The following is a 24,668-nucleotide window of genomic DNA, read 5'->3' as shown; positions in this document are numbered from 1 at the left end:
CACCTGGGCAACTTAAACGCGCGACGCATCCGTCTGGAAACGAGTCGACTGCTTCTCCTCATGTGTCCAAAGTTCATTTGTCCGCCACGCAACGCCATCACCGTAGTGTCTATTATCAATAGTGTACTAATTGCCTCTCAGCGCGCGGCAAGGCGGTCAGGTCGGATGATTACAGAAAGCCGGTGGTAATGGCGAACTTGAGGATTTCTTCGTGAATGCCTTCATTTGACTGCAAAAAAATGCGAATGGTACCTTTTCGCCGGTTATAGAAATGGGGCGTCAATGACTTTCCGCCGCTTATCTGCATGTCATCTGGGACTAGCCGTGTGAATGGAAACCCTGTTCGTCATCCGACTAATCAATTGAGTCAGGTGCCAAAGCGCGCGACAAGCTTGCTTCTCCCTTTCCGTGGATACCTTTGTTGTAACCTGCTATTGTGTCAGTTCTCGCAGTCTCCAACAGTCGACTCTTTATGATATCAGGTGAGGCTGATGTGAATTTACTTCCGAGAACAGCCGCATAGCCTGAAATAATGGGCGCAGCAAATGAGGTCCCGTAGAGGTCAGTTATGTTTCCAGTCACCCCGACAACGATGAATTGATCTTGGGCAACGACATTGTCTCCGGCATAGTTTGAATAATTGGCGAGTTTTGCCGGATTGTCTATCGTTCCATGGGCGTTCAGTGCGCCAACAAAGATCGCAGCCTGTGCGCCAATTAAGTCTAGATTAAGATATTCAAAATTTCCACTCTGGTTGATTTCATCGATGGCAACTCCATCATTACCTGCAGCTTTTACAACAAGTGCCAAATTGTTGCTCGCGTAGTCAATAATTGATTGCTCTCTCTTGGACCAATTAAGATCCTCATAGGGGTTCCCGTTCACGTCAGGCTCACCTATCATGCCATAGCTGAGATTGATTATATTAAGCTTTCCCGCCTCCAGAGATACCGCTTGATTATTTGAAAGATCATGAAGATTCTGAGAAGAGAGCGGCGCGAGCATCGCAATCTGGTCAGAAACCCATTCGCCGTGAAGTTGAAGTTTCTCTCCATCTCCTAAGTTTCCCGAGAATGGTTTGTTTGAAATGCTTTCCCTAAATGCATCAACGATTGTTATTCTTGTTCCCTGTCCAAAATAGTCAGAAGCCCACGCCTCTTGAATTTCAGAACTCATCCAGGAATAGTATGCGCCGATAGTTTTCGCGATACTGTTTGCATCATCACCGCCACCACACCCGCTCAGAACAGCCAAACACACCAGAGTGCGGTAAGTTTTATATTTCTTCATCACAGCTCTTTCATCGGATTGTTCCGCGTCTGGCATGGGAATTTTTCTGTCACCTTGTCACGATCATGCTCAACCCGAAGCACTGCGGATGGCAACGCTTTACAAAGTCTCCTGGGCAGGATCGCTGTTTGAGGCAACCGCCCATCAAAGGCAGTTCATACGACCGCCGCAAACATTTGGCGGCGGCCGGACTGACTTGTAGGTCGTTTTTACTCTGAAAGAGATGCAGTATCTTCGATCAGGATATCCGGTTCTTGAACCAGTGCCGGTTCTTCAACAATATCGCTGGCGCGTATTGCTTCCGAGATCTGTTCCGGGCTCGGAAGCGATATCTTTAGGGCTTCAAGAAGCCGGGCTTTCGCGTCTTCGTCGAGTGTGCCCTTGTAAGAGGCGAGAAGGGCGCTCTCGGCATCAATGACTCCGGCATTCGTCGGCTCCCCGGCATCGACAATAGCTTGGGCTGCCGCGAATTCTTCTTCTGTCGGCCGTTCAGCTCCTTCAATAATCGCGGACGCGGCTGCAAGCTCTTCCTCACTCGGCGCGCTCGTTACCACATTATAGGCCGCCGCAAGTTGCAACGTTTCCTGAGCTGCGGCGAGGGCACCTGCGTCCGTGTCGTCAGTTGCTGTCGCGACGAAAGCTTCGGCGGCCAGAATCTCATCCTCTGTCGGACGATCAGATCCTGCGATCAAAGCGCTTGCCGCAGCAAGTTCCTCTTCACTGGGTGCGCCATCTATGACAGCAAATGCGGCAGCCAGTTCCAACGCTCTGCTCGCCGACAAAAAAGCCTCATTTTGAGTGCTGAAATTGTAATCGGCCAGTGCCAACGCTGCGGCCATCCCAACTGGACCGGTGAAATTGCCATTGCGGATTTGGGCAAGCTTTGCGTTTGCGCTCGCGTTGATAGCTCCGTTCAGCTTGCCAAGGTTGCTTGGATGCAGCACATCCAAAACCTTGTCTTTCGGCCTTGGCATCGGCTTTGGCGATACTTTCACGGCCGTCTTTGCAAATTGTTTCGCGACGCCGGCGTTTTTGGACGTTTTGACTGTAGCTTTCTTCGAGGCGCGTGTCGGTGCACCGTCAGACCCGCGTGACGATTGTGCGGCCTTGGCTTTCGATGCGCCATTGCTGGACTTTGCAGTGCTGGTTTTGTCCTGGCCGTCCCTGTTGCTTTTGTCAGCGCCACCGCCGCCGTTACCGCCACCGCCGCCTTTACCGCCACCGCCGCCGTTACCGCCACCGTTACCGCCGCCGCCACCCCCGTTGCCTCCTTTGGCATAAGCAGAATCAGGAGCGAGAACGACAGCGACTGGCACTGCAGCAAATGCAGAAAGAGCGATCGTTGCGATGCTGGCTTTCAAGAATGGGTGCATGACGTTCTCATGGCTCCTATGATTTGCCTCCATCACGGAGGATTGACGTCGGTAATTACATCCTTAATTAGACAAAAATGGGGCACAGTGCAGCACAACTGACCCGGAGGTGCGCTGCCCGTGTCTCCCACTGATGAGGCGGTCGAACGATTAGAAGTAAGATGCCAGAAGTCGGCCCCTGTCTGGGTCCGCCTGCGCTGAGAGTCTCAGGACTTCTGTGTATGGCTCTGTCGGACTATACCTGTTTGAGTAGGCCAACCGTGCCACTGCACTCACCGAGTGGGACGGGCCTGCCCTCATGGGACTTGTACCCGCCAACAGGTGTTTCGGGGCTTCGTGCAAGGCTAAAACCGGATCGCGGCGTGACTGTGCGGATTGGTCGAAGGCCAGTGCGCGCGCGATCTCTCAGAGAAATCCACCTTTTTCCAAGGGTATAGACGCTGACCTTGCGCCTTGATGGCCAAGTGAAGGAGATGGAGAGGTCACGCATACGTGAAAATTGTGTGGGAACAATGCATCGTTTTTTGCGTTTGTGGTAGCCGGCAAACTGGGCGCGCTTGGACCTTTCCGCGTTTTATCAATAGAGACGCCGCAAGCGCCAGCGGGTCGATACAGCTCCGGGACAGCAAAAGGCAGCCTGTCTGCTGACGAAATACTCGATGGCATTAAGGTGTTGTTGGGCGATTGTGCTGAATATCGATCGGATGTTCACGCCAGAATGATTTATTACCGGAAACGGACCTGACTGGCGCAGCCCGCCGCTCAGGGCAAGAGGAATACCATGCTGCATATCACAAGCAATACTCTGGCATCGCTTGGGTTGCTGAACGGAACATCCCATGACGGATTTGACCGTCAGACCCGTCTGGCACGACTTATTCTGTGTGCCGAGGCATCGGTTATGTCGGTTATCGACGATGAGGCCGACCGCCAGTTCTTTCGCAGCACAAACGGTGTCGCCGAACCCCTGCAGACCGAACGCGCAACTCCGCTCAGTCATTCGTTTTGCAAGCTGGTACGCGACGCGGATGCACCGTTGGTCATTGCTGACGCCCGCACCGATGACCGTGTCATGGAGCACCCTGCGGTGAGGCAACTTGGGATCATCTCATATCTGGGTGTACCGATTCACGAGCCGTCCGGTGCGCCGATCGGGTCGCTGTGCGTGTTCAACAGCGCGCCGCGCAACTGGACACGGGAAGAAAAGTCCCTGATCGAAGAGCTGGCCGCAATGGTGGACGAACAGATCCTGCTGATCAAAGCCGTTCAGGACAGGGACGTGGCCATGGCGGCGGCCACACGGGAATCGGATGCCCGGGCAAAATTCGTGGCTTCGGTCGGGCATGAGGTGCGCACGCCGCTGAACGGCGTCATGGGGCTGGCCCAGGTGTTGGCACAGGATCTGGTCGATCCGGTGCATCAGACCCGGGTTCAGGCGATCATCGAGTCCGGTGACGTAATGCTGCAGCTCCTGAATGACCTGCTCGACCTGTCCAAGATCGAAGCCGGCAAGCTGGAGTTCAACCCCGTGCCGTTCCGGCCGATTGATTTGGCCAACAGGCTTGACACGTTGTACTTCGACGTGGCGGAGCAAAAGGGTCTGACGTTTGAGGTGATGACCAATCCGGGGGCGAGGGCGTTGTGGCGGGGCGACGAGATGCGGATCAACCAGATCCTGCAAAACCTTGTCAGCAATGCGATCAAATTCACCGAAGCGGGAACTGTCTCGGTCAGGTTCAGCTGTGTTCCGGGCCGTCCGTTCCGGGTGACGGTCAGCGATACCGGAATTGGCATGACCCCAGAGGCAGCGGAGTCATTGTTCACGGCCTTCGGTCAGGCGGATGCGACCATTTCGCATCGCTTTGGCGGCACCGGTCTTGGACTGTCGATCGTCAAGCATTTGGTCACGGGCATGGGCGGTGCCATCACCGTCAGCAGCATGGAGGGCAGGGGCACGGAGTTCAAGGTCGAGCTGCCCTTGCAAACGGTGGATGAGCCGGTGGCTCCGCAAGATCCCCCGACGCTGGATGCGGTGGCTGGTATGGTGGTGCTGGCCGTGGATGACAATGCGGCCAACCTGGCTGTCATCAAGGCGATGCTGGAGCTGCTCGGGCTGGGTGTGGAGACAGCGCGCGATGGGCTGGAAGCGTTGACGAAGGTGCGGGAAGGGGCGCTCACTGCGGTGTTCATGGATATTTCCATGCCACGGATGGATGGCGTCACGGCGGCACTGGCCATCCGTACCGCCGAACAGGGCAGGGGCATACCGCCCCTTCCGCTGATCGCGGTGACCGCAAACACGCAGCCCGGACAGATAAACTCTTACCGCAACAGCGGCTTTGACGATGTGATCTGCAAGCCGATCCAGATGGGCGAAATCACCCGCGCAGTGCGCAAACATATGTTGCCCGTCGCGGCGCAGGCGATTGAAACCCGGCCCTGATATGCTTGGCAGGTTCCATGCCGGGCCGGTGTGCCATCCGGGTTAACCCTACGCGGCTTGATTTTACTGACGTCTCTGTGCCGTCTCGAGCTCGACAAACCGCCGCGCAAGCAGTTCGAGGTTCTGGTTGAACCAGTCTGCCATCGCTTCCTCTTCGCGCAGGGATGCCTCCAGTGCAGGGACAAGCTCTGACCGACCCGCCATTTCGGCAAGCACGATCAGCGTGCGATAGGTCGCGATTTCCAGATGTTCCGTCATCATGTCGGCGACCACGGCCTTCAGCACTGCGTCGGAACTGAAGCCCTGCGCCGAAGATTGTCCAAGCCCCATCACACTCAGCACCGCATCCTTGATCATGGAGGGCGATGTGCCGCAGGAGGCTAATGCGGCCTCAAGCCGCTCTGCCTGTTCGCGGGTCTCGGCGATGTGGCGGGTAAGTCTGGCGTGCAGGTCAGCGTAGTCGTCCAACAGCTTCAGCTGCGGTTCCAGCACCGCGATCACCTGCTTTTCCAAGGCATGTGCATTGCGCAGATTAGCGATCAGCGTTTCCTGAGCGACGACCTGAACAGGGGTGCGCGGCGGTAACTGGTCTGTGGAAGGCGTGTCGGGGGGCATTGGTCAGTTTCCTGATGGGGTTTCGGGAATGGACGTCCGGGCCTGCGCTTTCGGTCTCGACCATCTGCGTGCGACCGTAGATCTGCGCTTCAGGGAAGGCTGCGCGCCGGATGCATCGGTCAGAAGCCCTGCCAGAGCCCCGGTGTGGTTGCCACTTCCAGCATGTTGGCGTCCGGGTCGCGGAAATACAGGCTGTGTCCGCCGCGCTGCCAGTCTGACGTGCCTTCAATTTCCACTGCGTGTTGGGCCAGATGGTCGCGCCACGCCTGCAGCGTTTCTGGTGTGATGGCAAAGGCCATGTGGATCTGGCCGGTGGCATCATGGGGTGGGATCAGTCCGCCACCCGTCTGAACCGGCTGTGTCGTGGCACCGCGCAGGAACAGCAGCAGAACGCTGACCCCATTCACCTTATACGCGCGCATCCGGTCATCCGCGTGCAGGCACGACAGGCCCATGACGCCCTCGTAAAACGCGGCGGCCCTGCCAAGATCACTGACATAAAGCGAGCTTTCAAGAATCCTCAGCAATTTGGGTGCGGGCATTTATTCTTCTCCGGTGGCGTAAAGGTGCAGCACCAGATCCTCACAGATCCCGCCGATGGCGTCGAAGTCGTTGCCATGACGGAAGTCGTCGAGGCTCAGGTGCGGGAACGCAAAGTATTTGCCCGCCACACGGCCTTGGGTGGCCGCAAAAATCACGCGGCGTATTCCGGCAAAGCGCATCGCCGCCAGACACATTTCACAGGGTTGCAGGGTAGAGATCATCACACACTGCTTGAGATCGGTTGTGCCAAGCGCCTCTGCCGCGCGCGTGATGGCGACCATTTCGGCATGTCGGGTGGGGTCGCAGTGCAGGTGAACCTCGTTCTCTGCCTTGGCGACGGTCTGGCCGTTGCAAAGCACGGATGCCGCGATGCCGGACTTGCCGCTTTCCTGCCGGGCGGCGAGCGCGCGATGGATTGCGTCTACAATGGCAGAGTGCTCTGCCGGGCTGACCGGCGGCGAAGGGGAAGGCGGCATCAGGAAACCTCCAGACGGGGTTCGGTGGCAGCGGGACCATCGGTGTGCGGCGCTGTGCTGTGGGTCAGAGCACGGGACGCTTTTTCAGTCAGGCTGTTGTGGAGCGCGGCGGCTGCGATGGCCCCCTGGCCCATGGCCGCCGCGATCTGGTCCAGACCGTCGGTGACATCCCCGATGGCATAGGCGCCGTCGAGGCTGGTCCGCTGCCGGGAATCGACGGCAATGTGGCCTGCGTCCAGACGCAGCCCCAGCCCATCCGCCAGATCTGACCGTGCCGTGGTGCCAAGGGCGACGTAAAGCGTATCAAAATGGTGGGACGCGCCGGTCCCCAAGGTGACGATCACCTCGGTTTCTGACAGGGAAATGCGCTGCATGGGTGCCGACAGGGCAGCGATGCCGGTTTGCGGGACGCCCACTGATCCGTCTGGCGGGATCAAGGTCACAAAAGGGGAATAATGGCTGATAAAGCGCGCCTCTTTGGTGCCGTGGTCACCGTGTCCAAGCACCGCAATACGCTTGTCACGCACCTCATAGGCATCGCACACCGGACAATAGCGGATCAGCCCAAGCGCCAGACCCTGCGCATGTTGCCCGGAGGACAGGGGCGGCCGATGGTTGAAAACGCCTGTGGCGAAGATGACCGTGCGGGCCATAAGGGTTCGGCTGTCGGTCGTGATGTGAAACACGCCGTCTTGCTTTGCAACGCTGCGGACAGTGCCGGGTTCAATGACTGCCCCATATTGGCACGCGTGCCCCCGCATCCGGCCAAGAAGATCAAGACCTGAAATGCCGTCGGGAAACGGGGCAAGGTTGTGGGTTTTCGGGATCAGTTGCGCCCGCCCGTCCTGCGCGTCAATCACGGTGACACTGCGCAGGAACCGGGCAAGATAAAGCGCGGCGGTCAGGCCTGCGGGCCCGCCGCCGACAATGACGCAATCCCGCATCTTCACCTGCGATGTCACGTCAGCGTTTGGTCGCAGGTTTCGGGGCCGCCTGATCGGCTTGTCCGTCCCCCACCCCCTGCTTTTGCGGGTTCATCACATCAAATTCGTCCGGGCTATGCGCCGACCCTTCGTGATCATCCTGTGCATTCTGACGATCCGGTGGCGGCGGGCGCTTTTGTTTGGCGGCTTTCGGTTCATTCGGCATTGCCGGTGTCCTTTTGCGGATCGCGCAGATCCTGCCCCGGTTGCTTCTGCGAGCGTTTTGCCAGGTCGTTCGGATCGTCGCGATGCTTTCCCGCAGGGTCGATCTGCTGCTTGCGCTGGTCGATGACCCCACCCTTGTTTCGCAGGGCCTCATTCGATGGCATCTTCTGTGTCATGGCACTCTCCGTTTCCTGCTGCATCAACGAACGTCGCAAGGTTGCGTTCCCCGGATGGCGGGGGTGATCTGGAACTTTGGTCGATGTCAGACGGGCGTTGCGGAGGTTTCCTGTTGACGATGAGGTGGGCGGAATGCTTTTTTCTTAGGTAGTTTCCGAACCTGTTCGCACAGGCTTCTGAATCGTATAAATTGGTTACCAGCTGTTAAGACGACTGGTGCATTGGAAGACTGGAGAGCCGGGTTGGCGCGTATTCAGAGGTAAGTGTCCCATTTTCCTGTGATGGTGCGTCGCATCAACATCCCCCGTTTCTTCGGTCATTTTTGCGGGGGCAGTCGTGCCGTCGCATGGTGTCTTGGTTTGAAAGGCATCTGTTGTTCTGCTGTTTGCGTGAAAATGAACAGTTTTTTATGAGTTATGGGAGAGTAAGATGCCCAAAATGGCCCCGCCAGATCCATTCATTCAGCAGCTTGCCCAAGCGCTGGAAGGCAATTCAATGATCGGCAAGATAAGCCTTTCGACACATGCCAAAAGCAATGCGGCACGGCTGCAATCTGTGTTCCAGTCAGACCTCGACATCGCCCTGCAGTCGCTTGCGCCGATGGATCGCCAGCGGTCGGCACTGTCACCCGAATCAGAGCAGCCGGACAGCTGACGCGCCCATGGTCCCGCTTCGCGAACACAAGGCCCGGCCTGTGTGACCTGGGTTGGTTTCAGAGGGTCTCTGCGACAGGTGTGACGCTGATCTGATGCAGCACAGACAGCAGTCGCGCCGGATCGACCGGCTTTTGGACAATCGGGACGGTCCGGAAGCCGGCGGGCAGGTGTTCCGGGCCATAGCCTGACACAAAGCAGAAGGGAATCCCACGCCGGCTAAGGATTTCGGCGACAGCATCCACCTTTTCGCCGCCAAGGTTGCCGTCGAGCAAGGCAAGATCCACCATCTGATCCGCTGCTTCGCGCAGCGCGTCGCGCAGGGTGCGCGCCACCGCGACCACCTCGGCCCCGACATCTTCCAGCTCGAAGGTCAGATCAAGCGCGACAAGGGGTTCGTCTTCGATCATCAGAATCCGCCGCCCCACCAGCGACTCCTCGGTTACGGTGACGGAAGTCAGAGCCTTCTGGACAGGCGCGTCCCCGCTGACGGGCGTCACCCCTTGGGTCAGGCGGATGGTCCAGATGACACCTTCGGGCTGCCAGTCAACGTCAACGCTGCCGTCCTGACCGCCCGCACTTGCGCCGATTAGGGTATGGCCAAAGCCTGTGCGGACAGGGGGGGTGACGTGCGGCCCGCCGCGTTCCTGCCATTGCAGAACCAGCCCTTCGCCTTCGCAGCGCCAAGACAGATGCACTTCGCCGCCCGACCGCGACAGCGCGCCGTATTTTTGCGCGTTTGTGCCAAGCTCATGCAGGGTGAGCGCAAGGCGCAGCATGTTTTCCGGTGAGATCTGCACCTTCGGCCCGGACTGGCGCAACCTGTCGCCATCCAGCGTTCCGGCCTTGATCTGATCAGCTATCAGATCGTCCAGCGGCGCGCTGGACCATGTGGCGTCGGACAGGATGGAATGCGCGCGGGACAAGGCCTGAAGCCTGCCGGAAAAGCTGCGGTCAAAATCCTCCAGCCCGGTCGACTGGCGCAGGGTCTGGCGGGCGATGGCCTGCACATTGGCCAACGTGTTCTTGATGCGGTGGTTCAGCTCGCCGATCAGCAGCGATCGCATGGCTTCGGCCTGACGCCGTTCAGAGATGTCCAGAACCTGCAGCGTCAGCGACCGGTGTTGTCCTTCGGGTTCGCACAGCGACGATGCATAAAGCTCGCAGGCAATTTCGTGGCCACCGGCGTGAAAGGCTATGGCTTCGGTGGTATAGCGGGGGGCGGAGTCCTGACCTTCATCATCCGCAATCCAGCCGCGCAAAAGGTGGATGGTTTCCTCTGAAAGCCATCGGGTTCCGGCAACCGGTCTCCCCAGCATGTCGCGTGTCTTGTGGCCAAAGATCCGCTCGGCGCCCTGCGACCAGACCCGCAGGTTCAGATCACAATCCAGCTCGACAGTGGCAAGCGGTGAATTGTCGGCATGGGCTTTCAGCCGCGCCATGGCCTGATCGCGGTGCAGGGCCATTGCGCGCATCTCGTCGCGTTGCCGCGCCAGATCGCGTGCCTGGCATCCAAGCTGGAAGAACACTTCGGACTTTGATTTCAGGATGACGGGATCAATCGGCTTGAAGATGAAATCGACCGCCCCCGCCTCATATCCGCGAAAGCGGCGGGTTTCGTCCATGTCTGCGGCGGTCACGAAGATGATCGGCAGCCGCCGGGTCCGTTCAGCCCCCCGCATCAGCTCGGCCAGTTCATAGCCGTCGGTTTCGGGCATATGCACATCGAGAAAGGCCAGGGCATAGTCGTTCACCAGCATCAGTTCCAATGCCTGAGCGGCGGATTGTGCCGTGTGGATTTCCAGACCATCGCGGCGCAGCAGCGCCTCGAGTGCCACCAGATTTTCCCTGATGTCATCGACAAGCAGGAAGCGGACGTCGTTACCTGGCATGATCACCCTCTTGCCGCGCGGTGCGGCGCCAAATGCGTTGAGATTCGTCAAACGCAGAGAACAAATGGGAATAAGCTGAGAAGCGCAGCGTTTCATGCGACCCGAGGCCAAGAAATCCGCCGCGCGCCAATGAGCCTGCGAACAGTCCAAGCGCCCGGTCCTGCAAGGTGGCGTCGAAATAGATCAGGACATTGCGGCACGACACAAGGTGCACTTCGGAGAACACCTGATCGGTCGCAAGGTTGTGTTCGGTGAACACGGTCTTGCGGCGCAGGCTGCGGTCAAAGGCGGCACGGCCATAGGCGGCGGTGTAGTAATCGGACAGCGAGGCCCGGCCGCCGGATTGCTGATAATTCTGCGAAAAATGGGCCATGCGGGCCATGTCATAAACGCCACCTTCCGCCTTGGCCAAGGCGCGGCGGTTGATTTCGGTGGCATAGAACAGGGTGCGGTCGAAAAGCCCTTCTTCGCGAAACAGGATCGCCAGCGAATATAATTCTTCGCCATCCGCGCAGCCGGCGACCCAGACCTTGAGCGACGGGAAGGTGCTCAGATGCGGGATGACCTCTCGGCGCAGCGCCAGATAATAGGCCGGGTCGCGAAACACCTCGCTGACCTGCACGGTCATGGCGTCGATGACTGCGGGCAGCACATCGGGTTCGCGCAACAGACGTCGTTGCAGGTCTGACAGCGTGGCGCAGTCCAGACGTTCGCGCGCAAGATCGGCGCGCCGGTGCAGCGACACGCGGGAATAAGAGCGGAAGTCATAGTGATAGAGCCGGTAAAGCGCTTCCAGAAACAGATCCAGCTCCACCTCTTCCGGGGCGGGTACGGGCACGGGAACAGGGGTCATCGCGGCATCCATACCCGGGTCAGCGACAACAGCTTGTCCACATCCAGCGGCTTGGACAAATAGTCATTGGCCCCGGCGGCAAGGCACTGGTTCGGGTCATCCGCCATGGCCTTGGCGGTCAGCATAATGATCGGCAGGTGTTTCCAGCGGTCGATCTTGCGGATTTCGCGCGTGGCGGTCATGCCGTCCATTTCGGGCATCATCACATCCATCAGCACCAGATCGATCTTGGGCTGCGCGCCATCGGCGATCCGGCCCAGCACATCCAGCGCCTCGCGCCCGTTGCGCGCGATCTGCACGGTGGCGCCATGCGGCTCGAAAATGCCGGTCAGGGCATAGACGTTGCGGATGTCATCCTCAACCACCAGAATACGGCGCCCCTCAAGCATGGAATCGCGGTTCAGCGACGCGGCCAGCATTTCGCGCTGCCGTTCCGGCAGGTCCGACACCACCTGATGAAGGAACAGCGTCACCTCGTCGATCAGCCGTTCGGGCGATTTCGCGCCCTTGATGATGATGGATTTGGAATGCCGTCGCAGACGCTGTTCCTCGGCCTCGGACAGCGAGCGGGCGGTGTAGACGATGACCGGCGGAAAGCTGGGGTCGTCATCGGAATCGAGCATTTCCAGCAGGTCAAACCCCGTCGCATCCGGCAGGGTCATGTCCAGCACGATGCAATCCACCGGCTGGCTGCGGAACACTGCCAAAGCCTCGGCGGCGGTCGGGGCACCGACAGTTTCGACCTCGTTGTTGCCCAGCAGGGCCTTCAGCCCTTCCAGCTGTGCCGGATCGTCTTCGACGATCAGCACGCGGCGCACGCGCTGTTCCAGCCGTTGTTCCAGGCGCTGAATGGCCAGTGCCAGCTCGTCGCGCTGCACCGGTTTCATCATATAACTGATGGCCCCCTGGGACATGGCTTCCAGCGTATAATCCTCGGCGGACACCATATGCACCGGGATGTGGCGAGTCGCCAGATCGCGCTTGAGCTGATCAAGCACGGACAGGCCGGAATGATCGGGCAGGCCCACGTCCAGCACAATGGCATGGGGCAGGTAGAAACGTGCCGCCGCAACGGCCTCATCCGCGCGGCCCACACACAGGCATTTAAAGCCAAGCTCGGCTGCAAGGTCGGTCATCACCTGCGCAAAGGCCGGATCGTCTTCGACCACCAGCATGATCCGGTCGCCGGGGGAAAGTGCGTCACGGTCGTCGGTGACGCCGGGCAGGGGCGTCAGCATCGGGGCCTTTGTGACACCTTTCGCCGTGGCGGGCGCAAACGACGGGGCCGGCATGCTGTGCGCTTCGGTGGTGCTGACGCGACGGGTTTGTTCCCCGCGGGCCGGCAGATCCCGCGGAATGGTCAGCGTGAAGGTGCTGCCCTGACCGGGGGTGCTGGCCAGAGAGATGCTGCCGCCCAGCAGATCCGCCAGCTCACGCGAGATGGACAGGCCAAGGCCGGTGCCGCCATAGCGGCGCGAAATCGTGCCATCCGCCTGACGGAAGGCGTCGAACACCGCCTCCTGCTCGGTCTCGGCGATCCCGATGCCAGTGTCCTGAACGGAAAAGGCGATACCGTCAGCTGCGGGCGTAATGTGCAGGGACACCCGGCCACGATCGGTGAATTTCAACGCGTTTGACAGGAAATTGCGCAAGACCTGTTCCAGACGGTTGATGTCGGTGAAGAATGTCCCGATACCCGGTGCGACCTCTGCCGTCAGGTGCAGGCCCTTGGACCGTGCCTGCACCTCGAACCCGCGCAAGAGTTTGCGCACCACCGATTGCGGGTCCACTTCGGCGCGGATCACATCCAGCTTGCCGGCCTCGATCTTGGACAGGTCCAGAATGTCGTTGATCAGCGTCAGCAGATCCTGACCCGAGCTTTCGATGGTCTGGGCCCAGCGCACCTGTTCGCCGGTCAGCGTCCGGCCCCGGTTTTCCGCCAGAAGCCGTGACATGATCAGCAATGCATTCAGCGGGGTGCGCAACTCATGCGACATATTGGCGACGAATTCCGATTTGTACCGGCTTTCGCGTTCCAGCACCTTGGCCTGTTCCTCCAGCGACTTGCGCGACTGAACCAAGGCACTGCGCTGCTCTTCCAGCAGTTGGGTCTGGTTTTCAAGCTGGGCGTTCTGGCCTTCCAGTTCGGCCTGCTGATGTTCCAGAAGCTGCTGGCTTTCCTGTAGCGCGCGGGTCTGTTCTTCCAGCTCTTCATTGGTGGAGGCCAGTTCTTCGCTGTAGCTGCGCAGCTCCTCGGTCTGACGACGGCTTTCTTCCAGCAGCTGCTGCAACTGGGTCCGGTACTGGGCCGAACGGATGGCCACGCCAACCTTGTCACCGACCCGCTCCAGCAAATGGTGCCGGGCGTCGGGCAGGGGATGGTCCAACCCGATCTCGATTACCCCGTTGCAGGAGATGCCATCATGGGTCGGGATGATGATCGTGTGGGCGGCCTTGCCCCGCACCAGCCCCGAACCCCAGCCGAGGGCGGTTTCCGGCGGTGCCGTCAGGCTGATGATGCTGTTAGTCTGCGTCGCGCGCGACAGATGACCTTCGTCTTCGGCAATGGTTTGGGGCAGGGCCAGCCCGTCGCCGCCCCAATGGCCGATCCGTTCGAACCCGCGCCCCTGCCGGACATAGATGACGCCCGCCCGCGCGCCGAGCTTTTCGGCCAGATTGCCAAGCACCTGTGCGCCCAACTTTTCCAGTGTCAGATCACCCTGCACCGCCCTTGCCAACTTCACCTGACCCTGCTGCACCCAATCTGCCGCGTCCAGACGATTGCGGCTGTTGATCAGATAGCGCCCAGCCACGCCAAGGATGAACCCCACGGCGGCGGCCATGGTGCGGTTCGACGCCGCCACGGTTGAATCGATATTGGCGGGATCGCTGCCCAACTGGTCCAGTCCGAACCCCACCAGCAACCCTGTCGCGACGGCCACCGAAATTGCCACCGGCATCCAAGGCCGCGAAGAGGCGAAACTGAGGACGAGGGGAAGGAAGTACCCCAGCCAGACCGCTGTTCCCAATGGGAACATGAGATCAAGTACAAAGACCGCGACCAGTGAGACGGCGACCATTATGGAAACGAATGCACGCGGATCCGAAAGTGTGAAACGTGTGTCCAGATCGGTCCGCATGTCGGGCTGCCCATTTTTCTTTTTTGTAAATCGAACACTCGGCGCTCAAATGCGCTCGTGCCGGGCGCATAACGCAAGATCGCAGGTTTGGTTCCAGCCTTCAGGCGATATTTTACGGTATACCCCGCGACGCGCCGCAGCCGTCACGGCGCGGGGGGCAGAGCATACAGTCAGTGTCCTGCGGTTTTCACGGCAAGGTCAGGGCGCAGCGCGCCGCTTGCACGCCGTGACATCCTGTTGATGGATGAACCCTTTGGCGGCTTGGATCAGGTCACGCGCGAGACGATGAACCTTGAACAGCTGCGGATCTGGGAAAAAACCCGCAAGACGGTGATTTTCGTGACCCACAACATCGGCGAGGCCGTGTTCCTGTCGGACCGGGTCTTTGTGATGACGCCACGCCCCGGGCGGCTGGAGGGGATTGTCGAGGTCGATCTGCCGCGCCCGCGCACAACCTCGGTGATGCGCGACCCGCGCTATTCCGAACTGGTTTTCGACATTCGGCGCATGTTGGACGTCGATCACTGACTTTGGAAGGACACTATACCCATGGCACATGTCGACCCCATCGCCCTTGACGGGCCTGCGCCGCAGGCGCTGCCGCGTGATCCTGCCGGTCCGTCCGCCGCGCGCAAGGCGGGCCGACCGCGCAGATATTCCAGATCTTCATGGCGCAGGAAAAGGGCCTCTGTGCCGAAGAAGGGCTGGACGTGACCCTGAACTACTCCAAAGGGTCGTCCGATGCCGCGCGCCAGCTTGCCGCCGGCAATGCGGACTGGGACATCTACATGACCTGTCTGCAACTGGGCGAAGGCGCGCAGAAAGCGCTGCAGGGAACGGTCGATCTGGCAGATCTGCTCAGCGACGAGATCGTGATCAAGGCCTGGGACGGGCTGGACATTGACATGGCCAAGGCATCCTGACCGATCAACTTGCCCTCCGGTCCGGCATCAGGGCCGGGCCGGAGGGTCAATCAGACACCATAAAACATGAGGCAGACCGTGGCGGACAAGACCTTTGACGCAAAGATAGACCTGATTGTGGTCGGCGCGCATCTGACCGGGATGCCGTTGAACCGGGAACTGGTCGACCTGGGCGGGCAGTTGGTGGCAACAACCCGGACGGCGGCCGCCTACCGGCTGTACCAGTTGGCCGAAGGCACACCGCGCAAACCGGGCCTGCTGCGCGTGGCCTAAGGCGGGGTCGCCATCGAGGTCGAGGTGTGGTCGCTGGGCGTTGCGGCCTTTGTGGCCTTTGTGGCCGCCATCCCGCAGCCGCTTGGCATCGGCGCGGTGCTGTTGGAAGATGCCAGCAGCGCCAAGGGGTTTCTGGTCGAGGCGGTTGCCGTACCCACCACCCGCGACATCACCGGATTTGGCGGCTGGCGCAGCTTTGTGACCAGTGAAACGGCAGCCTGAGGCCCCCGCCAATCCGGTCAGTCGTCAACATCCAGGCCTTGCATGATCTTGCCGACCGAATTGCGCACCACGCGCAGATGATCGCGCATGTGCTGGGCTGCCGCCTCGCCGTCACCGTTCAGGATCGCCTGCACGATGATTTCGTGTTCGCTGATCGACCCCAGCAAGCGGTCAGTGTGGTTGAACTGCGCTTTCCGGAACGGTGCAAGGCGGTTGCGCCCGCCGCGCGTGACTTCAGCCAGAAAGACATTGCCGCTCATGGCTTAGACCGCTTCGTGGAAATGGCCGTTGCCTGATTGGCGGCGGCATAACGGGCACACAGCGCCTCCATCTCGGCCATCACGGTGAACATTTCGGTCAGCTTTTCCGGGGTGAAATGCGGCACCACGGCCCCGCGATGCGGACGGGCCTCGGCAAAACCGATGGCTTCCAGCTAGCGGATCGCTTCGCGCACCGGGGTGCGGGACACGGAAAAGCGCTCGGCCAGCGAGGCCTCGTCCGGCATGACGCCGGGGTCGATATCACCCCGCGCGATTTCATCCGCCAGTGTCGAGCCGATGCGTTCCGTGGCGGTCGGTTTCTTGGTGGCGGGTTTCACGGTCACACGGGCTTGACAGGTTGCATATAATTCAACTTCAGGTGTCGCAGCGCGCAGGCCTGCCCCTGTCTACGGCTTTGCAACGCACCGCTGTGATGGCGTCGGTGGCCTGCGGAACCGTCGCCCGTGCCAACCCCGCGCAACCGTGACCGCGACACGGGCGCACATCCCATGGTGTGTGGCGGAGTTTCAGCCTATCATCATGACAGAATGTGGGAGATGCGCATGATCGTTGAATTTGGTCACTTTGCCTTGGTTCTGGCACTGGCGGTTGCGGTGGTTCAGATGACCGTACCGATGTGGGGGGCGTACCGGCGCAATGTCGCGCTGATGGCGGTGGCGGAACCGGCGGCGATGATCCAGTTCGTGCTGATCGCGGCCAGCTTCGCGGCGCTGACCTATGCCTTTGTCACATCAGACTTTTCGTTGGTTCTGGTGGTGCAGAACTCCCATACGCTCAAGCCGATGCTCTACAAGATCTCGGGCGTCTGGGGCAACCATGAGGGGTCTTTGCTGCTTTGGGCGCTGATTTTGGCGCTGTTCGGGGCTTGTGCGGCGTGGTTTGGCGGCAATCTGCCACCGACATTGAAGGCACGGGTGATTGCGGTTCAGGGGTCCATCGGTGTGGCGTTCCTGATGTTCATGCTGTTCACCTCGAACCCGTTTCTGCGGCTTGCGGTGCCGCCCCTGGACGGAATGGACTTGAACCCGCTGCTGCAAGACCCCGGTTTGGCTTTTCATCCGCCGTTCCTCTATCTGGGCTATGTGGGCCTGAGCATGGCGTTTTCCTTTGCGGTGGCGGCCCTGATCGAGGGTCGGGTCGATGCGGCCTGGGGCCGCTGGGTGCGGCCATGGACCCTTGCGGCATGGATATTCCTGACCATTGGCATCGCCTTGGGGTCGTGGTGGGCCTATTATGAACTGGGCTGGGGCGGGTTCTGGTTCTGGGACCCGGTGGAAAATGCGTCGTTCATGCCGTGGCTGTTGTCGATTGCCTTGCTGCACAGCGCCATCGTGGTGGAAAAACGCGAAAGCCTGAAGGCGTGGACCATTTTGCTTGCGATCATGGCGTTCGGCTTTTCGCTGATCGGCACGTTCATCGTGCGCTCGGGCGTGATCACCTCGGTCCATTCCTTTGCCAATGATCCCGAGCGCGGCGTATATATTCTGATGATCCTTGCGGTGTTCATGGGTGGGGCGCTGACGCTGTTCGCCTTCCGCGCAGGGTCGATGGAGGCCAAGGGGTTGTTTGCCATGGTCAGCCGCGAATCCGCGCTGGTGGCCAACAACCTGCTGCTGTCCGTCGCGGCCTTTGTGGTGTTCATCGGCACGATATGGCCCTTGCTGGCCGAGCTGTTCTTTGGCCGCACGCTCAGCGTGGGTGAGCCGTTCTTCAACGCGGCGTTTTCGCCGTTTGCCGTGGCGCTGGCGGTGATCCTGCCGATTGGCGCAATGATGCCGTGGAAACGCGGCGAGATTCTGCGCGGGATGCGGCCGCTGATCCCGGCGATGCTGCTGGCCTTTGCGGTCGGTTCGCTGGTCTGGGCGATGCAGACCGGGCGTACGGCGCTTGGCCCGGTGGGCGTGGCGCTGGGGATCTGGGTCGTGCTGGGCGCGATCGTGGACCTGTGGAGCCGCACGGGGCGCGGGGCCATTGCGGGCCGCGTGGCGCGGCTGGGCCGGTTGCCGCGTGCAGACTGGGGCAAGGCCACGGCCCATGCCGGCATGGGGATCACTGTCTTTGCCGTCTGCGCCATGCTGGCGTGGAAGACCGAGGACATCCGCATCGTGCGGGAAGGTGGCAGCTATGCGCTGGGGCCTTACGAGGTGACGCTGACGTCGGTAGATGAGGTGCAAGGTCCGAATTACCAAAGCACAATGGCTACCATGGTGGTGCGCCGCGATGGGGTCGAGGTGACGGTGCTGACCCCGGAAAAGCGGTTCTACCCGGTGCAGGGGATGCCCACGACCGAAGCGGCCATCGACTATGGCTTTCTGCGCGACATCTATCTGGTGATCGGTGATCCGCAGGATGGCGGCGGTTATGCAGTGCGCTCTTATATCGAGCCCTTTGCCAACTGGCTGTGGGGCGGCTGTCTGATCATGGCCTTCGGTGGCCTGCTCAGCCTGACCGACCGGCGCTACCGCGTGGCGGCGGGGGCCAGCCGGCGTTCTGCTGCGGTTCCGGCGGAATGATTGTGGTGAAACGTTTCCTGCTGACCCTGATGCTCGCCGCCGCCCCGCTGGCCCCGGTTCATGCGGTACAGCCCGATGAGGTGCTGGCCGATCCGGGGCTGGAGGCGCGGGCGCGCGCCATCAGCCGCGATCTGCGCTGCCCGGTCTGTCAGGGCGAGTCGATTGACGATTCAAACGCGCCGATCAGCCGCGACCTGCGGCTTGTGGTGCGTGAGCGGATCATGGCGGGTGATACGGATGCCCAGGTGATCGACTTCGTGGTCAGCCGCTACGGCGAGTTCGTGCTGTTCAACCCAAAGGCCGAGGGCGCGAACCTGATCCTCTGGCTGGCCGGGCCGAGCGTGTTTCTGCTGGGCGCAGCCGGGGCCTTTGTCTATATCCGCAGGCGCGGGCAGCCGATTGCGCCGGACGTTGCGCTGAGCGCTGATGAGCAGGCCCGGCTGCGCGACCTGATCGGCAAGTGACGCGGCGTTTGGCCTTTTCTTGTGCGGCAGGGCGGTTAGTCTGACGCCGGATCTCAGGGGGGCCAGAATGACGTACCAGACACTTTCCGTGACCGAAAACGGTGGCATCGCCACACTGGCGCTGAACCGGCCCGATGTGATGAATGCGCTGTCGACACAGATGCGGGCCGAATTGCTGGACGCCGTACGCCATGCCGGCAAAACCGCGCGGGTGATCGTGCTGACCGGGATGGGCCGGGCCTTCTGCTCGGGTCAGGATCTGGGCGACCGCGCAAAAATCGCCGAGATTGATCTGGAACGCACGCTGCGCGACGAATACGAACCCTTGTTGCGGGCCATCATCGATTGCCCGGTGCCGACGATTGCAGCGGTCAACGGCGCGGCGGCAGGGGCGGGGGCCAATCTGGCGCTGGCCTGCGACGTGGTGATCGCGGCGGAAAGCGCCAATTTCATTCAGGCATTTACCCGGATCGGCCTGATGCCAGATGCCGGGGGCACTTACTGGCTGCCACGCCAGATGGGATTTGCCCGCGCGATGGGGGCCATGCTGTTTGCCGACAAAATCAGCGCGCGGCAGGCCGCAGACTGGGGCATGATCTGGGAAGCGGTGCCGGACGCGGATTTTGCCGCCCATATCTCCGCGCGGGCCGGGGCGCTGGCCAATGGCCCGACGGTGGCATACCGCGGTGTGAAACAGGCACTGCGGCAAAGTTCCAGCAATGATCTGGACACGCAGCTGGCGCTGGAGGCGCGGTTGCAGGGCGAATGCGGGCAGACCCGTGACTTCATGGAAGGCGTCGTGGCTTTTCTGGACAAGCGCCCTGCGGTGTTCGAGGGGCGCTGAAAACACTTTTCAACCTTGCCTTGCGGTGCTTACGCTGATGTCAGGGGACACAGGCGGGGTGGGGAGCATGTGGATCAAGGTGTTGCAGGCCATTCTGCACAGGGGCATCCGGTCCGGGCGCCTGCGCGTGACGTTTCCGGATGGCAGCGCCGTGACGTATGGGGCCGGACCCCGCCCTGCCGGCGGCACAGGCCCGTGCGGCGGCGCTGGGGCTGTCGGGCAAGGTGGAGTTCCGGCTGCAGGATTACCGGGATGTCCCTGATCGCTTTGACCGGGTGGTGTCGGTGGGGATGATGGAACATGTCGGTGTGCCGCAGTATCAGGCCTATTTCGACAAGATCCACGCGGTACTGGCCAAGGATGGCATCGGGCTGATCCATTTTATCGGGCGCCACACGCCGCCGCGCGTGCTGTCGCCGTGGTTTCAGAAATACATCTTTCCCGGCGGCTATGCGCCCGCCTATTCCGAAGTGATCCCACGGGTGGAACGCGCAGATCTGGTCGTCACCGATCTGGAGGTCTGGCGCGGCCGTTATAACCGCACGCTGCGCCACTGGCAGGACCGGTTCCGCGCGAATGAACCGCAGGTGCAGGCGATGTTCGATGATCGGTTCGTGCGGGTGTGGTGGTGGTATCTGGTCGCGGCCGAGGTCAGCTTTACCCATATGGGCATGGTGCTGTTCCAGATGCAGATCGCACGGCAGCCGGGCGCGGTGCCGCGGGTCCGGGATTACCTTTATCCCGGCCCCCGCGCCGATCCATCGTCAGACCCCGCGTGACAGCGCCGCCACCCCGGTCCGCGCGATTTCGCGCAGGCCCAGGGGGCGCATCAACTCGGCAAAGCTGTCGATTTTTTCCGGCGTACCGGTCATCTCGAACACAAAGGATTCCAGCGTCGAATCCACCACATGCGCGCGGAAGATCTCGGCCAGACGCAGCGCCTCGATCCGGTGCTCGCCCTTGCCCGCTACCTTGAACAGCGCCAGTTCGCGCTGCACCGATGGGCCTTCTTCGGTCAGGTCATGCACATCATGCACCGGCACCATGCGGGCCAGCAGCGCCTTAATCTGCGCAATCACCTGTGGCGTGCCCCGGGTGACAATGGTGATCCGGCTCAGATGCCCGGTATGGTCTACCTCGGCCACGGTCAGGCTGTCGATGTTGTAGCCGCGCCCGGAAAACAACCCGATGACTCGCGCCAGAACCCCGGCTTCGTTGTCGACGATCACGGCCAACGTGTGGCTCTCGATCACCTCGGCATGAGGATCGCGCAGGTCATAGGCGGAGTGGCTGCTTGAGCCTTGTTTGATATTGAGCGGCGACATGAGCCTGCCCTTTCATCTGTTCACAAATATCCTGGGGGTCCGGGGGCAAAGCCCCCGGGGTTATCAGCAAGAAATCACACCAGCACGGCGCCCTTGGCGTTGATCACACCTTGGGTGTCATCATCCCCCAGCAGCATTTCGTTATGCGGCTTGCCCGATGGGATCATCGGGAAGCAGTTTTCGTGCTTTTCGACCATGCAGTCAAAGATCACCGGGCCATCATAGCGGATCATCTCCATGATGGCGTCGTCCAGATCCTTGGGGTCGCTGACCTTGATGCCCTTGCAGCCAAAGGCTTCGGCCAGTTTGACGAAATCGGGCAGCGACTCGGACCAAGACTGCGAATAGCGCTCGCCGTGCAGCAATTCCTGCCACTGGCGCACCATGCCAAGGCGTTCGTTGTTCAGGATGAACTGTTTCACGGGCGCGCGGAACTGCATGGCGGTGCCCATTTCCTGCATGTTCATCAGCCATGACGCCTCACCGGCGACATTGATCACCAGTGCCTCGGGATGCGCGATCTGCACGCCGATGCTGGCAGGCAGGCCATAGCCCATGGTGCCCAAGCCCCCGCTGGTCATCCAGCGGTTCGGCCCTTCGAACCCCAGGAACTGCGCCGCCCACATCTGGTGCTGGCCGACCTCGGTGGTGATATAGCGGTCCATCCCCTTGGTCAGCGCTTCCAGACGTTCCAGCGCGTATTGCGGTTTGATGATTGTGGACGATGGCTTGTAGGTCAGGCATTTCACTGCCCGCCATTCGTTGATCTGCTTCCACCAGGTCGCCAGACCCGCCTTGTTGACCTTACGGCCCCGCGATTTCCAGATCCGCAGCAGGTCTTCCAGCACATGGCCGACATCGCCCAGGATCGGCACATCGACATGCACCACCTTGTTGATTGATGATGCGTCGATGTCGATGTGGGCCTTGCGAGAATTCGGGCTGAAATCCTTGATGCGGCCGGTTATGCGGTCGTCAAACCGCGCGCCGATGTTGATCATCAGGTCGCAGCCGTGCATCGCCAGGTTTGCCTCATACAACCCGTGCATCCCCAGCATGCCCAGCCAGTTCTTGCCCGATGCCGGATAGGCGCCCAGACCCATCAGGGTCGAGGTAACGGGAAAGCCGGTGGCTTCCGCCAGTTCGCGCAACAGTTGGCTGGCGGCAGGGCCGGAGTTGATGACGCCGCCGCCGGTGTAGAACACCGGACGCTCAGCGGTTTCGATCATTTCGACCAGACGGGTGATCTGCTCGATATCGCCTTTTACCTTGGGTTGGTAATGGCTTGGCTTGATCTTCTCACGTGGTACATAATGGGCATCGGCGAACTGCACATCCTTGGGGATGTCGATCAGCACCGGGCCGGGGCGGCCCGAGCGGGCGACGTGAAAGGCCAGGTGGATGGTTTCCGACAGTTTGGCGGTGTCTTTCACCAGCCAGTTCATCTTGGTGCAGGGCCGGGTGATGCCTACCGTATCCGCCTCCTGAAAGGCATCGGTGCCGATGGCGAAGGTGGGCACCTGACCGGTCAGCACCACGATGGGAATACTGTCCATCAGCGCATCGACCAGGCCGGTCACCGCATTGGTGGCCCCGGGACCCGAAGTCACCAGCGCCACGCCGACCTTACCGGTCGAGCGCGCATAGCCTTCGGCCATGTGGATGGCACCCTGTTCGTGGCGCACCAGAATGTGGCGGATATCGTTTTGCTGAAAGATCTCGTCATAGATCGGCAGAACCGCGCCACCGGGGTAGCCAAAGACCACTTCGACGCCCTGATCCTTGAGCGCTTGCACCACCATCCGTGCGCCTGTCATTGACTGTGTCATCGTCTGTTTCTCCGCCTGTGCCAGTCTGGCCTGATCGCAACAAAAAGCCCCCGGGGTTTCCGGGGGCGCATGGGAACCTGTTATGGTCAACCGTTACCGGCCCATGCGCCAAAAACCCCCAAGTACGAGAATGTGCAGCATGGCCGCCCCCTCAAAGCTCTACGCAAGGCAAACTATGGTGGCGCACCGGGGGCGTCAACCGCAAAAAGACAAACAATATGTCGCAGGGACCGGCTAAATTTGGTTTTTTCTTACGTTTTGCCCCGCTTGGGGGAAACTAATGCAAATATTCAGTGGAATCCGCCGCGACTTTGGGCTGAGTCGCGGGCCGTCGCACGGCTTAGGTCATCATCAGCCCAACATATCCGGCATAGATTGCCAGCAAGGCCACGCCTGCGATGCGGGGGATGCCCTTGAGCACAACAGCAAACAGCACCAGCAAGATCGCGGTGCCCGCAACCCATGGCATATCGGCACTGGCAAAGCGCGGATCGGCGGGGATCGGGGTGATCAGGGCGGTGATGCCGAGGATCGAGAAGATGTTGAAGATGTTGGACCCGATCACGTTGCCGACCGCGATTTCGGTCTGCTTGCGCAGGGCCGCGATCACGCTGGTGGCCAGTTCCGGCAGGCTGGTGCCGATGGCGACGACGGTCAGGGCGATCACCGCCTCGGACACGCCGAAGGATTGCGCGATCAGCGTGGCGCTGTCGACCAGCAGCCGCGCGCCGATGACCAGCACCACCAGACCGCCCAGAGTCTGCGCGATGGACATCGGCATGCCTGCCGGGGGGGCGGCGTCAAGATCGGGCTCTTCCTTGCCCAGCACGAAGGCCATCACCATGAAAATCGCCAGACCCACCAGCAGGATCACCCCGTCCACGCGCGAGATCACACCATCCAGCAGCATGACCCACAGGGCGGCGGTGGCCACCAGCATGATGCCAAGGTCGCGCCAGACCTTGCCCAAAGGGATCATCAGCGCCGCAATGACAGCCGAGGTGCCAAGGATCAGCAGGATATTGGCGATGTTCGATCCCAGCACATTGCCGATGGCAATGGCGGGCTGACCGGCAAGGGCGGCCTGAACGGACACCAGAAGCTCGGGTGCCGAGGTGCCGAAACCCACGATGGTCAGGCCGATCACCATCGGGGAAAGGTTGAAGTGGCGGGCAATGTTGGATGCCCCACGCACCAGATATTCGCCGCCCAGAAACAGGGCGACAAGCCCGATGCAGAACAAAATGTAGGTCAAAATGGCGTCCTCGCTGGTGCCTTGCGGCCTTTGTCGTGGCCATCACTTTGGGGTGCGGTGGCAAATTGCAAGGGGCGCGAGGGAAGTTCCTGCCGGCTTTCTGCAGTCAGCACCGCCTTTTGCGGGGCAGTGTTGC

25 protein-coding genes and 1 pseudogene are annotated in these 24,668 nt (G+C 60.8%); 9 read left to right on the top strand and 17 right to left on the bottom strand.

Annotated elements, in window-relative coordinates; all coding sequences use genetic code 11:
• Positions 1-354 precede the first annotated feature (354 nt).
• Positions 355-1,290: a S8/S53 family peptidase gene (locus EEB11_RS01870; RefSeq protein WP_210134361.1), complete on the bottom strand. Its 936-nt coding sequence runs from the start codon at positions 1,288-1,290 to the stop codon at positions 355-357.
• 209 nt (positions 1,291-1,499) lie between these two features.
• Entirely contained in the window at positions 1,500-2,663 is a 1,164-nt protein-coding gene (locus tag EEB11_RS19755) for a hypothetical protein (protein WP_210134360.1), read from the bottom strand.
• Positions 2,664-3,444: 781 nt separating this feature from the next.
• Between EEB11_RS19755 and EEB11_RS01855 the strand changes: the two genes are divergently transcribed.
• A complete protein-coding gene (locus tag EEB11_RS01855; RefSeq protein WP_135428703.1) occupies positions 3,445-5,106 on the top strand; it encodes an ATP-binding protein in 1,662 nt (553 codons plus the stop codon).
• A 63-nt stretch (positions 5,107-5,169) separates the two neighbouring features.
• On the opposite strand, the gene EEB11_RS01850 is transcribed toward EEB11_RS01855, so the two are convergent.
• From EEB11_RS01850 to EEB11_RS01825, 6 genes are all read right to left on the bottom strand, one after another.
• On the bottom strand, positions 5,170-5,721 hold the full coding sequence (locus tag EEB11_RS01850) for a YciE/YciF ferroxidase family protein (RefSeq protein ID WP_135428702.1): 552 nt from the start codon (positions 5,719-5,721) through the stop codon (positions 5,170-5,172).
• Between the two features lie 119 nt (positions 5,722-5,840).
• Positions 5,841-6,263 (bottom strand): VOC family protein, encoded by a 423-nt coding sequence (locus EEB11_RS01845; protein WP_135428701.1) that lies wholly within the window; start codon positions 6,261-6,263, stop codon positions 5,841-5,843.
• Positions 6,264-6,740, bottom strand: coding sequence for a nucleoside deaminase (locus tag EEB11_RS01840; protein WP_135428700.1), 477 nt, complete (start codon positions 6,738-6,740; stop codon positions 6,264-6,266).
• A complete protein-coding gene (locus EEB11_RS01835; protein ID WP_135428699.1) occupies positions 6,740-7,684 on the bottom strand; it encodes an NAD(P)/FAD-dependent oxidoreductase in 945 nt (314 codons plus the stop codon). The genes EEB11_RS01840 and EEB11_RS01835 overlap by 1 nt, the downstream gene beginning before the upstream one ends.
• Positions 7,685-7,703: 19 nt before the next feature.
• Positions 7,704-7,889 (bottom strand): hypothetical protein, encoded by a 186-nt coding sequence (locus EEB11_RS01830; protein ID WP_135428698.1) that lies wholly within the window; start codon positions 7,887-7,889, stop codon positions 7,704-7,706.
• Complete coding sequence (locus EEB11_RS01825) at positions 7,879-8,064, bottom strand: hypothetical protein (protein ID WP_135428697.1); 186 nt, start codon at positions 8,062-8,064, stop codon at positions 7,879-7,881. Before EEB11_RS01825 ends, EEB11_RS01830 begins: the two co-directional genes overlap by 11 nt.
• 430 nt (positions 8,065-8,494) lie before the next feature.
• Between EEB11_RS01825 and EEB11_RS01820 the strand changes: the two genes are divergently transcribed.
• The gene (locus tag EEB11_RS01820; RefSeq protein ID WP_135428696.1) at positions 8,495-8,719 is read left to right on the top strand and encodes a hypothetical protein; all 225 of its coding nucleotides are present in this window, start codon (positions 8,495-8,497) and stop codon (positions 8,717-8,719) included.
• 58 nt (positions 8,720-8,777) lie between these two features.
• Here EEB11_RS01820 and EEB11_RS01815 read toward each other — a convergent pair whose 3' ends face one another.
• From EEB11_RS01815 to EEB11_RS01805, 3 genes are read right to left on the bottom strand one after another with little or no spacing between them, the layout of a single operon-like run.
• On the bottom strand, positions 8,778-10,610 hold the full coding sequence (locus EEB11_RS01815; RefSeq protein ID WP_135428695.1) for a response regulator: 1,833 nt from the start codon (positions 10,608-10,610) through the stop codon (positions 8,778-8,780).
• Positions 10,600-11,463: a CheR family methyltransferase gene (locus EEB11_RS01810; protein ID WP_210134359.1), complete on the bottom strand. Its 864-nt coding sequence runs from the start codon at positions 11,461-11,463 to the stop codon at positions 10,600-10,602. Before EEB11_RS01810 ends, EEB11_RS01815 begins: the two co-directional genes overlap by 11 nt.
• A complete protein-coding gene (locus tag EEB11_RS01805; RefSeq protein ID WP_245298727.1) occupies positions 11,460-14,423 on the bottom strand; it encodes a response regulator in 2,964 nt (987 codons plus the stop codon). Before EEB11_RS01805 ends, EEB11_RS01810 begins: the two co-directional genes overlap by 4 nt.
• A 420-nt stretch (positions 14,424-14,843) precedes the next feature.
• Between EEB11_RS01805 and EEB11_RS01800 the strand changes: the two genes are divergently transcribed.
• From EEB11_RS01800 to EEB11_RS20445, 3 genes and pseudogenes are all read left to right on the top strand, one after another.
• On the top strand, positions 14,844-15,131 hold the full coding sequence (locus tag EEB11_RS01800) for a hypothetical protein (protein ID WP_210134358.1): 288 nt from the start codon (positions 14,844-14,846) through the stop codon (positions 15,129-15,131).
• A gap of 125 nt (positions 15,132-15,256) precedes the next feature.
• Entirely contained in the window at positions 15,257-15,526 is a 270-nt protein-coding gene (locus EEB11_RS01795; protein WP_354002078.1) for an ABC transporter substrate-binding protein, read from the top strand.
• Positions 15,527-15,592: 66 nt separating this feature from the next.
• A pseudogene (locus tag EEB11_RS20445) lies at positions 15,593-16,021 on the top strand (allophanate hydrolase-related protein).
• Positions 16,022-16,038: 17 nt separating this feature from the next.
• Here the strand turns inward: EEB11_RS20445 and EEB11_RS19750 are convergent.
• Genes EEB11_RS19750 through EEB11_RS19745 form a run of 3 tightly spaced genes read right to left on the bottom strand, consistent with a single transcriptional unit; the run spans position 16,039 to position 16,625 of the window.
• Positions 16,039-16,281, bottom strand: a complete 243-nt coding sequence (locus EEB11_RS19750; RefSeq protein ID WP_210134357.1) for an FCD domain-containing protein — start codon at positions 16,279-16,281, stop codon at positions 16,039-16,041.
• A complete protein-coding gene (locus tag EEB11_RS20210; RefSeq protein ID WP_280950240.1) occupies positions 16,278-16,406 on the bottom strand; it encodes a hypothetical protein in 129 nt (42 codons plus the stop codon). The genes EEB11_RS19750 and EEB11_RS20210 overlap by 4 nt, the downstream gene beginning before the upstream one ends.
• A 48-nt stretch (positions 16,407-16,454) precedes the next feature.
• Positions 16,455-16,625 carry a GntR family transcriptional regulator gene (locus EEB11_RS19745; RefSeq protein ID WP_210134356.1) on the bottom strand — a complete coding sequence of 57 codons (171 nt, stop codon included), beginning with the start codon at positions 16,623-16,625 and terminating at the stop codon, positions 16,455-16,457.
• A 219-nt stretch (positions 16,626-16,844) separates the two neighbouring features.
• Here EEB11_RS19745 and EEB11_RS01775 point away from each other — a divergent pair, with 219 nt between their 5' ends.
• The 4 genes from EEB11_RS01775 (at position 16,845) to EEB11_RS01760 (ending at position 20,902) form a co-directional block, all read left to right on the top strand.
• Positions 16,845-18,815 (top strand): heme lyase CcmF/NrfE family subunit, encoded by a 1,971-nt coding sequence (locus EEB11_RS01775; protein ID WP_135428689.1) that lies wholly within the window; start codon positions 16,845-16,847, stop codon positions 18,813-18,815.
• Positions 18,812-19,279 (top strand): cytochrome c-type biogenesis protein, encoded by a 468-nt coding sequence (locus EEB11_RS01770; RefSeq protein ID WP_135428688.1) that lies wholly within the window; start codon positions 18,812-18,814, stop codon positions 19,277-19,279. Before EEB11_RS01775 ends, EEB11_RS01770 begins: the two co-directional genes overlap by 4 nt.
• Positions 19,280-19,346: 67 nt before the next feature.
• A complete protein-coding gene (locus EEB11_RS01765; protein WP_135428687.1) occupies positions 19,347-20,123 on the top strand; it encodes an enoyl-CoA hydratase-related protein in 777 nt (258 codons plus the stop codon).
• Between the two features lie 158 nt (positions 20,124-20,281).
• On the top strand, positions 20,282-20,902 hold the full coding sequence (locus tag EEB11_RS01760) for a class I SAM-dependent methyltransferase (RefSeq protein WP_135428686.1): 621 nt from the start codon (positions 20,282-20,284) through the stop codon (positions 20,900-20,902).
• Here EEB11_RS01760 and ilvN read toward each other — a convergent pair.
• The 3 genes from ilvN to EEB11_RS01745 all read right to left on the bottom strand — a co-directional run bounded on the left by ilvN (position 20,888) and on the right by EEB11_RS01745 (position 24,532).
• On the bottom strand, positions 20,888-21,448 hold the full coding sequence (ilvN, locus tag EEB11_RS01755; RefSeq protein WP_135428685.1) for an acetolactate synthase small subunit: 561 nt from the start codon (positions 21,446-21,448) through the stop codon (positions 20,888-20,890). The two genes, EEB11_RS01760 and ilvN, sit on opposite strands and share 15 nt — an antisense overlap.
• 74 nt (positions 21,449-21,522) lie before the next feature.
• Complete coding sequence (locus EEB11_RS01750; RefSeq protein ID WP_135428684.1) at positions 21,523-23,277, bottom strand: acetolactate synthase 3 large subunit; 1,755 nt, start codon at positions 23,275-23,277, stop codon at positions 21,523-21,525.
• 340 nt (positions 23,278-23,617) lie between these two features.
• Positions 23,618-24,532 carry a calcium/sodium antiporter gene (locus EEB11_RS01745; RefSeq protein WP_135428683.1) on the bottom strand — a complete coding sequence of 305 codons (915 nt, stop codon included), beginning with the start codon at positions 24,530-24,532 and terminating at the stop codon, positions 23,618-23,620.
• Positions 24,533-24,668 lie beyond the last annotated feature (136 nt).

The organism is Pseudotabrizicola sediminis (assembly GCF_004745575.1).
Taxonomy (GTDB): Bacteria; Pseudomonadota; Alphaproteobacteria; order Rhodobacterales; family Rhodobacteraceae; genus Pseudotabrizicola; species Pseudotabrizicola sediminis.
The sequence above is the reverse complement of the archived record's forward strand: the minus strand, read 5'-3'. Positions and strand labels throughout refer to the sequence as shown.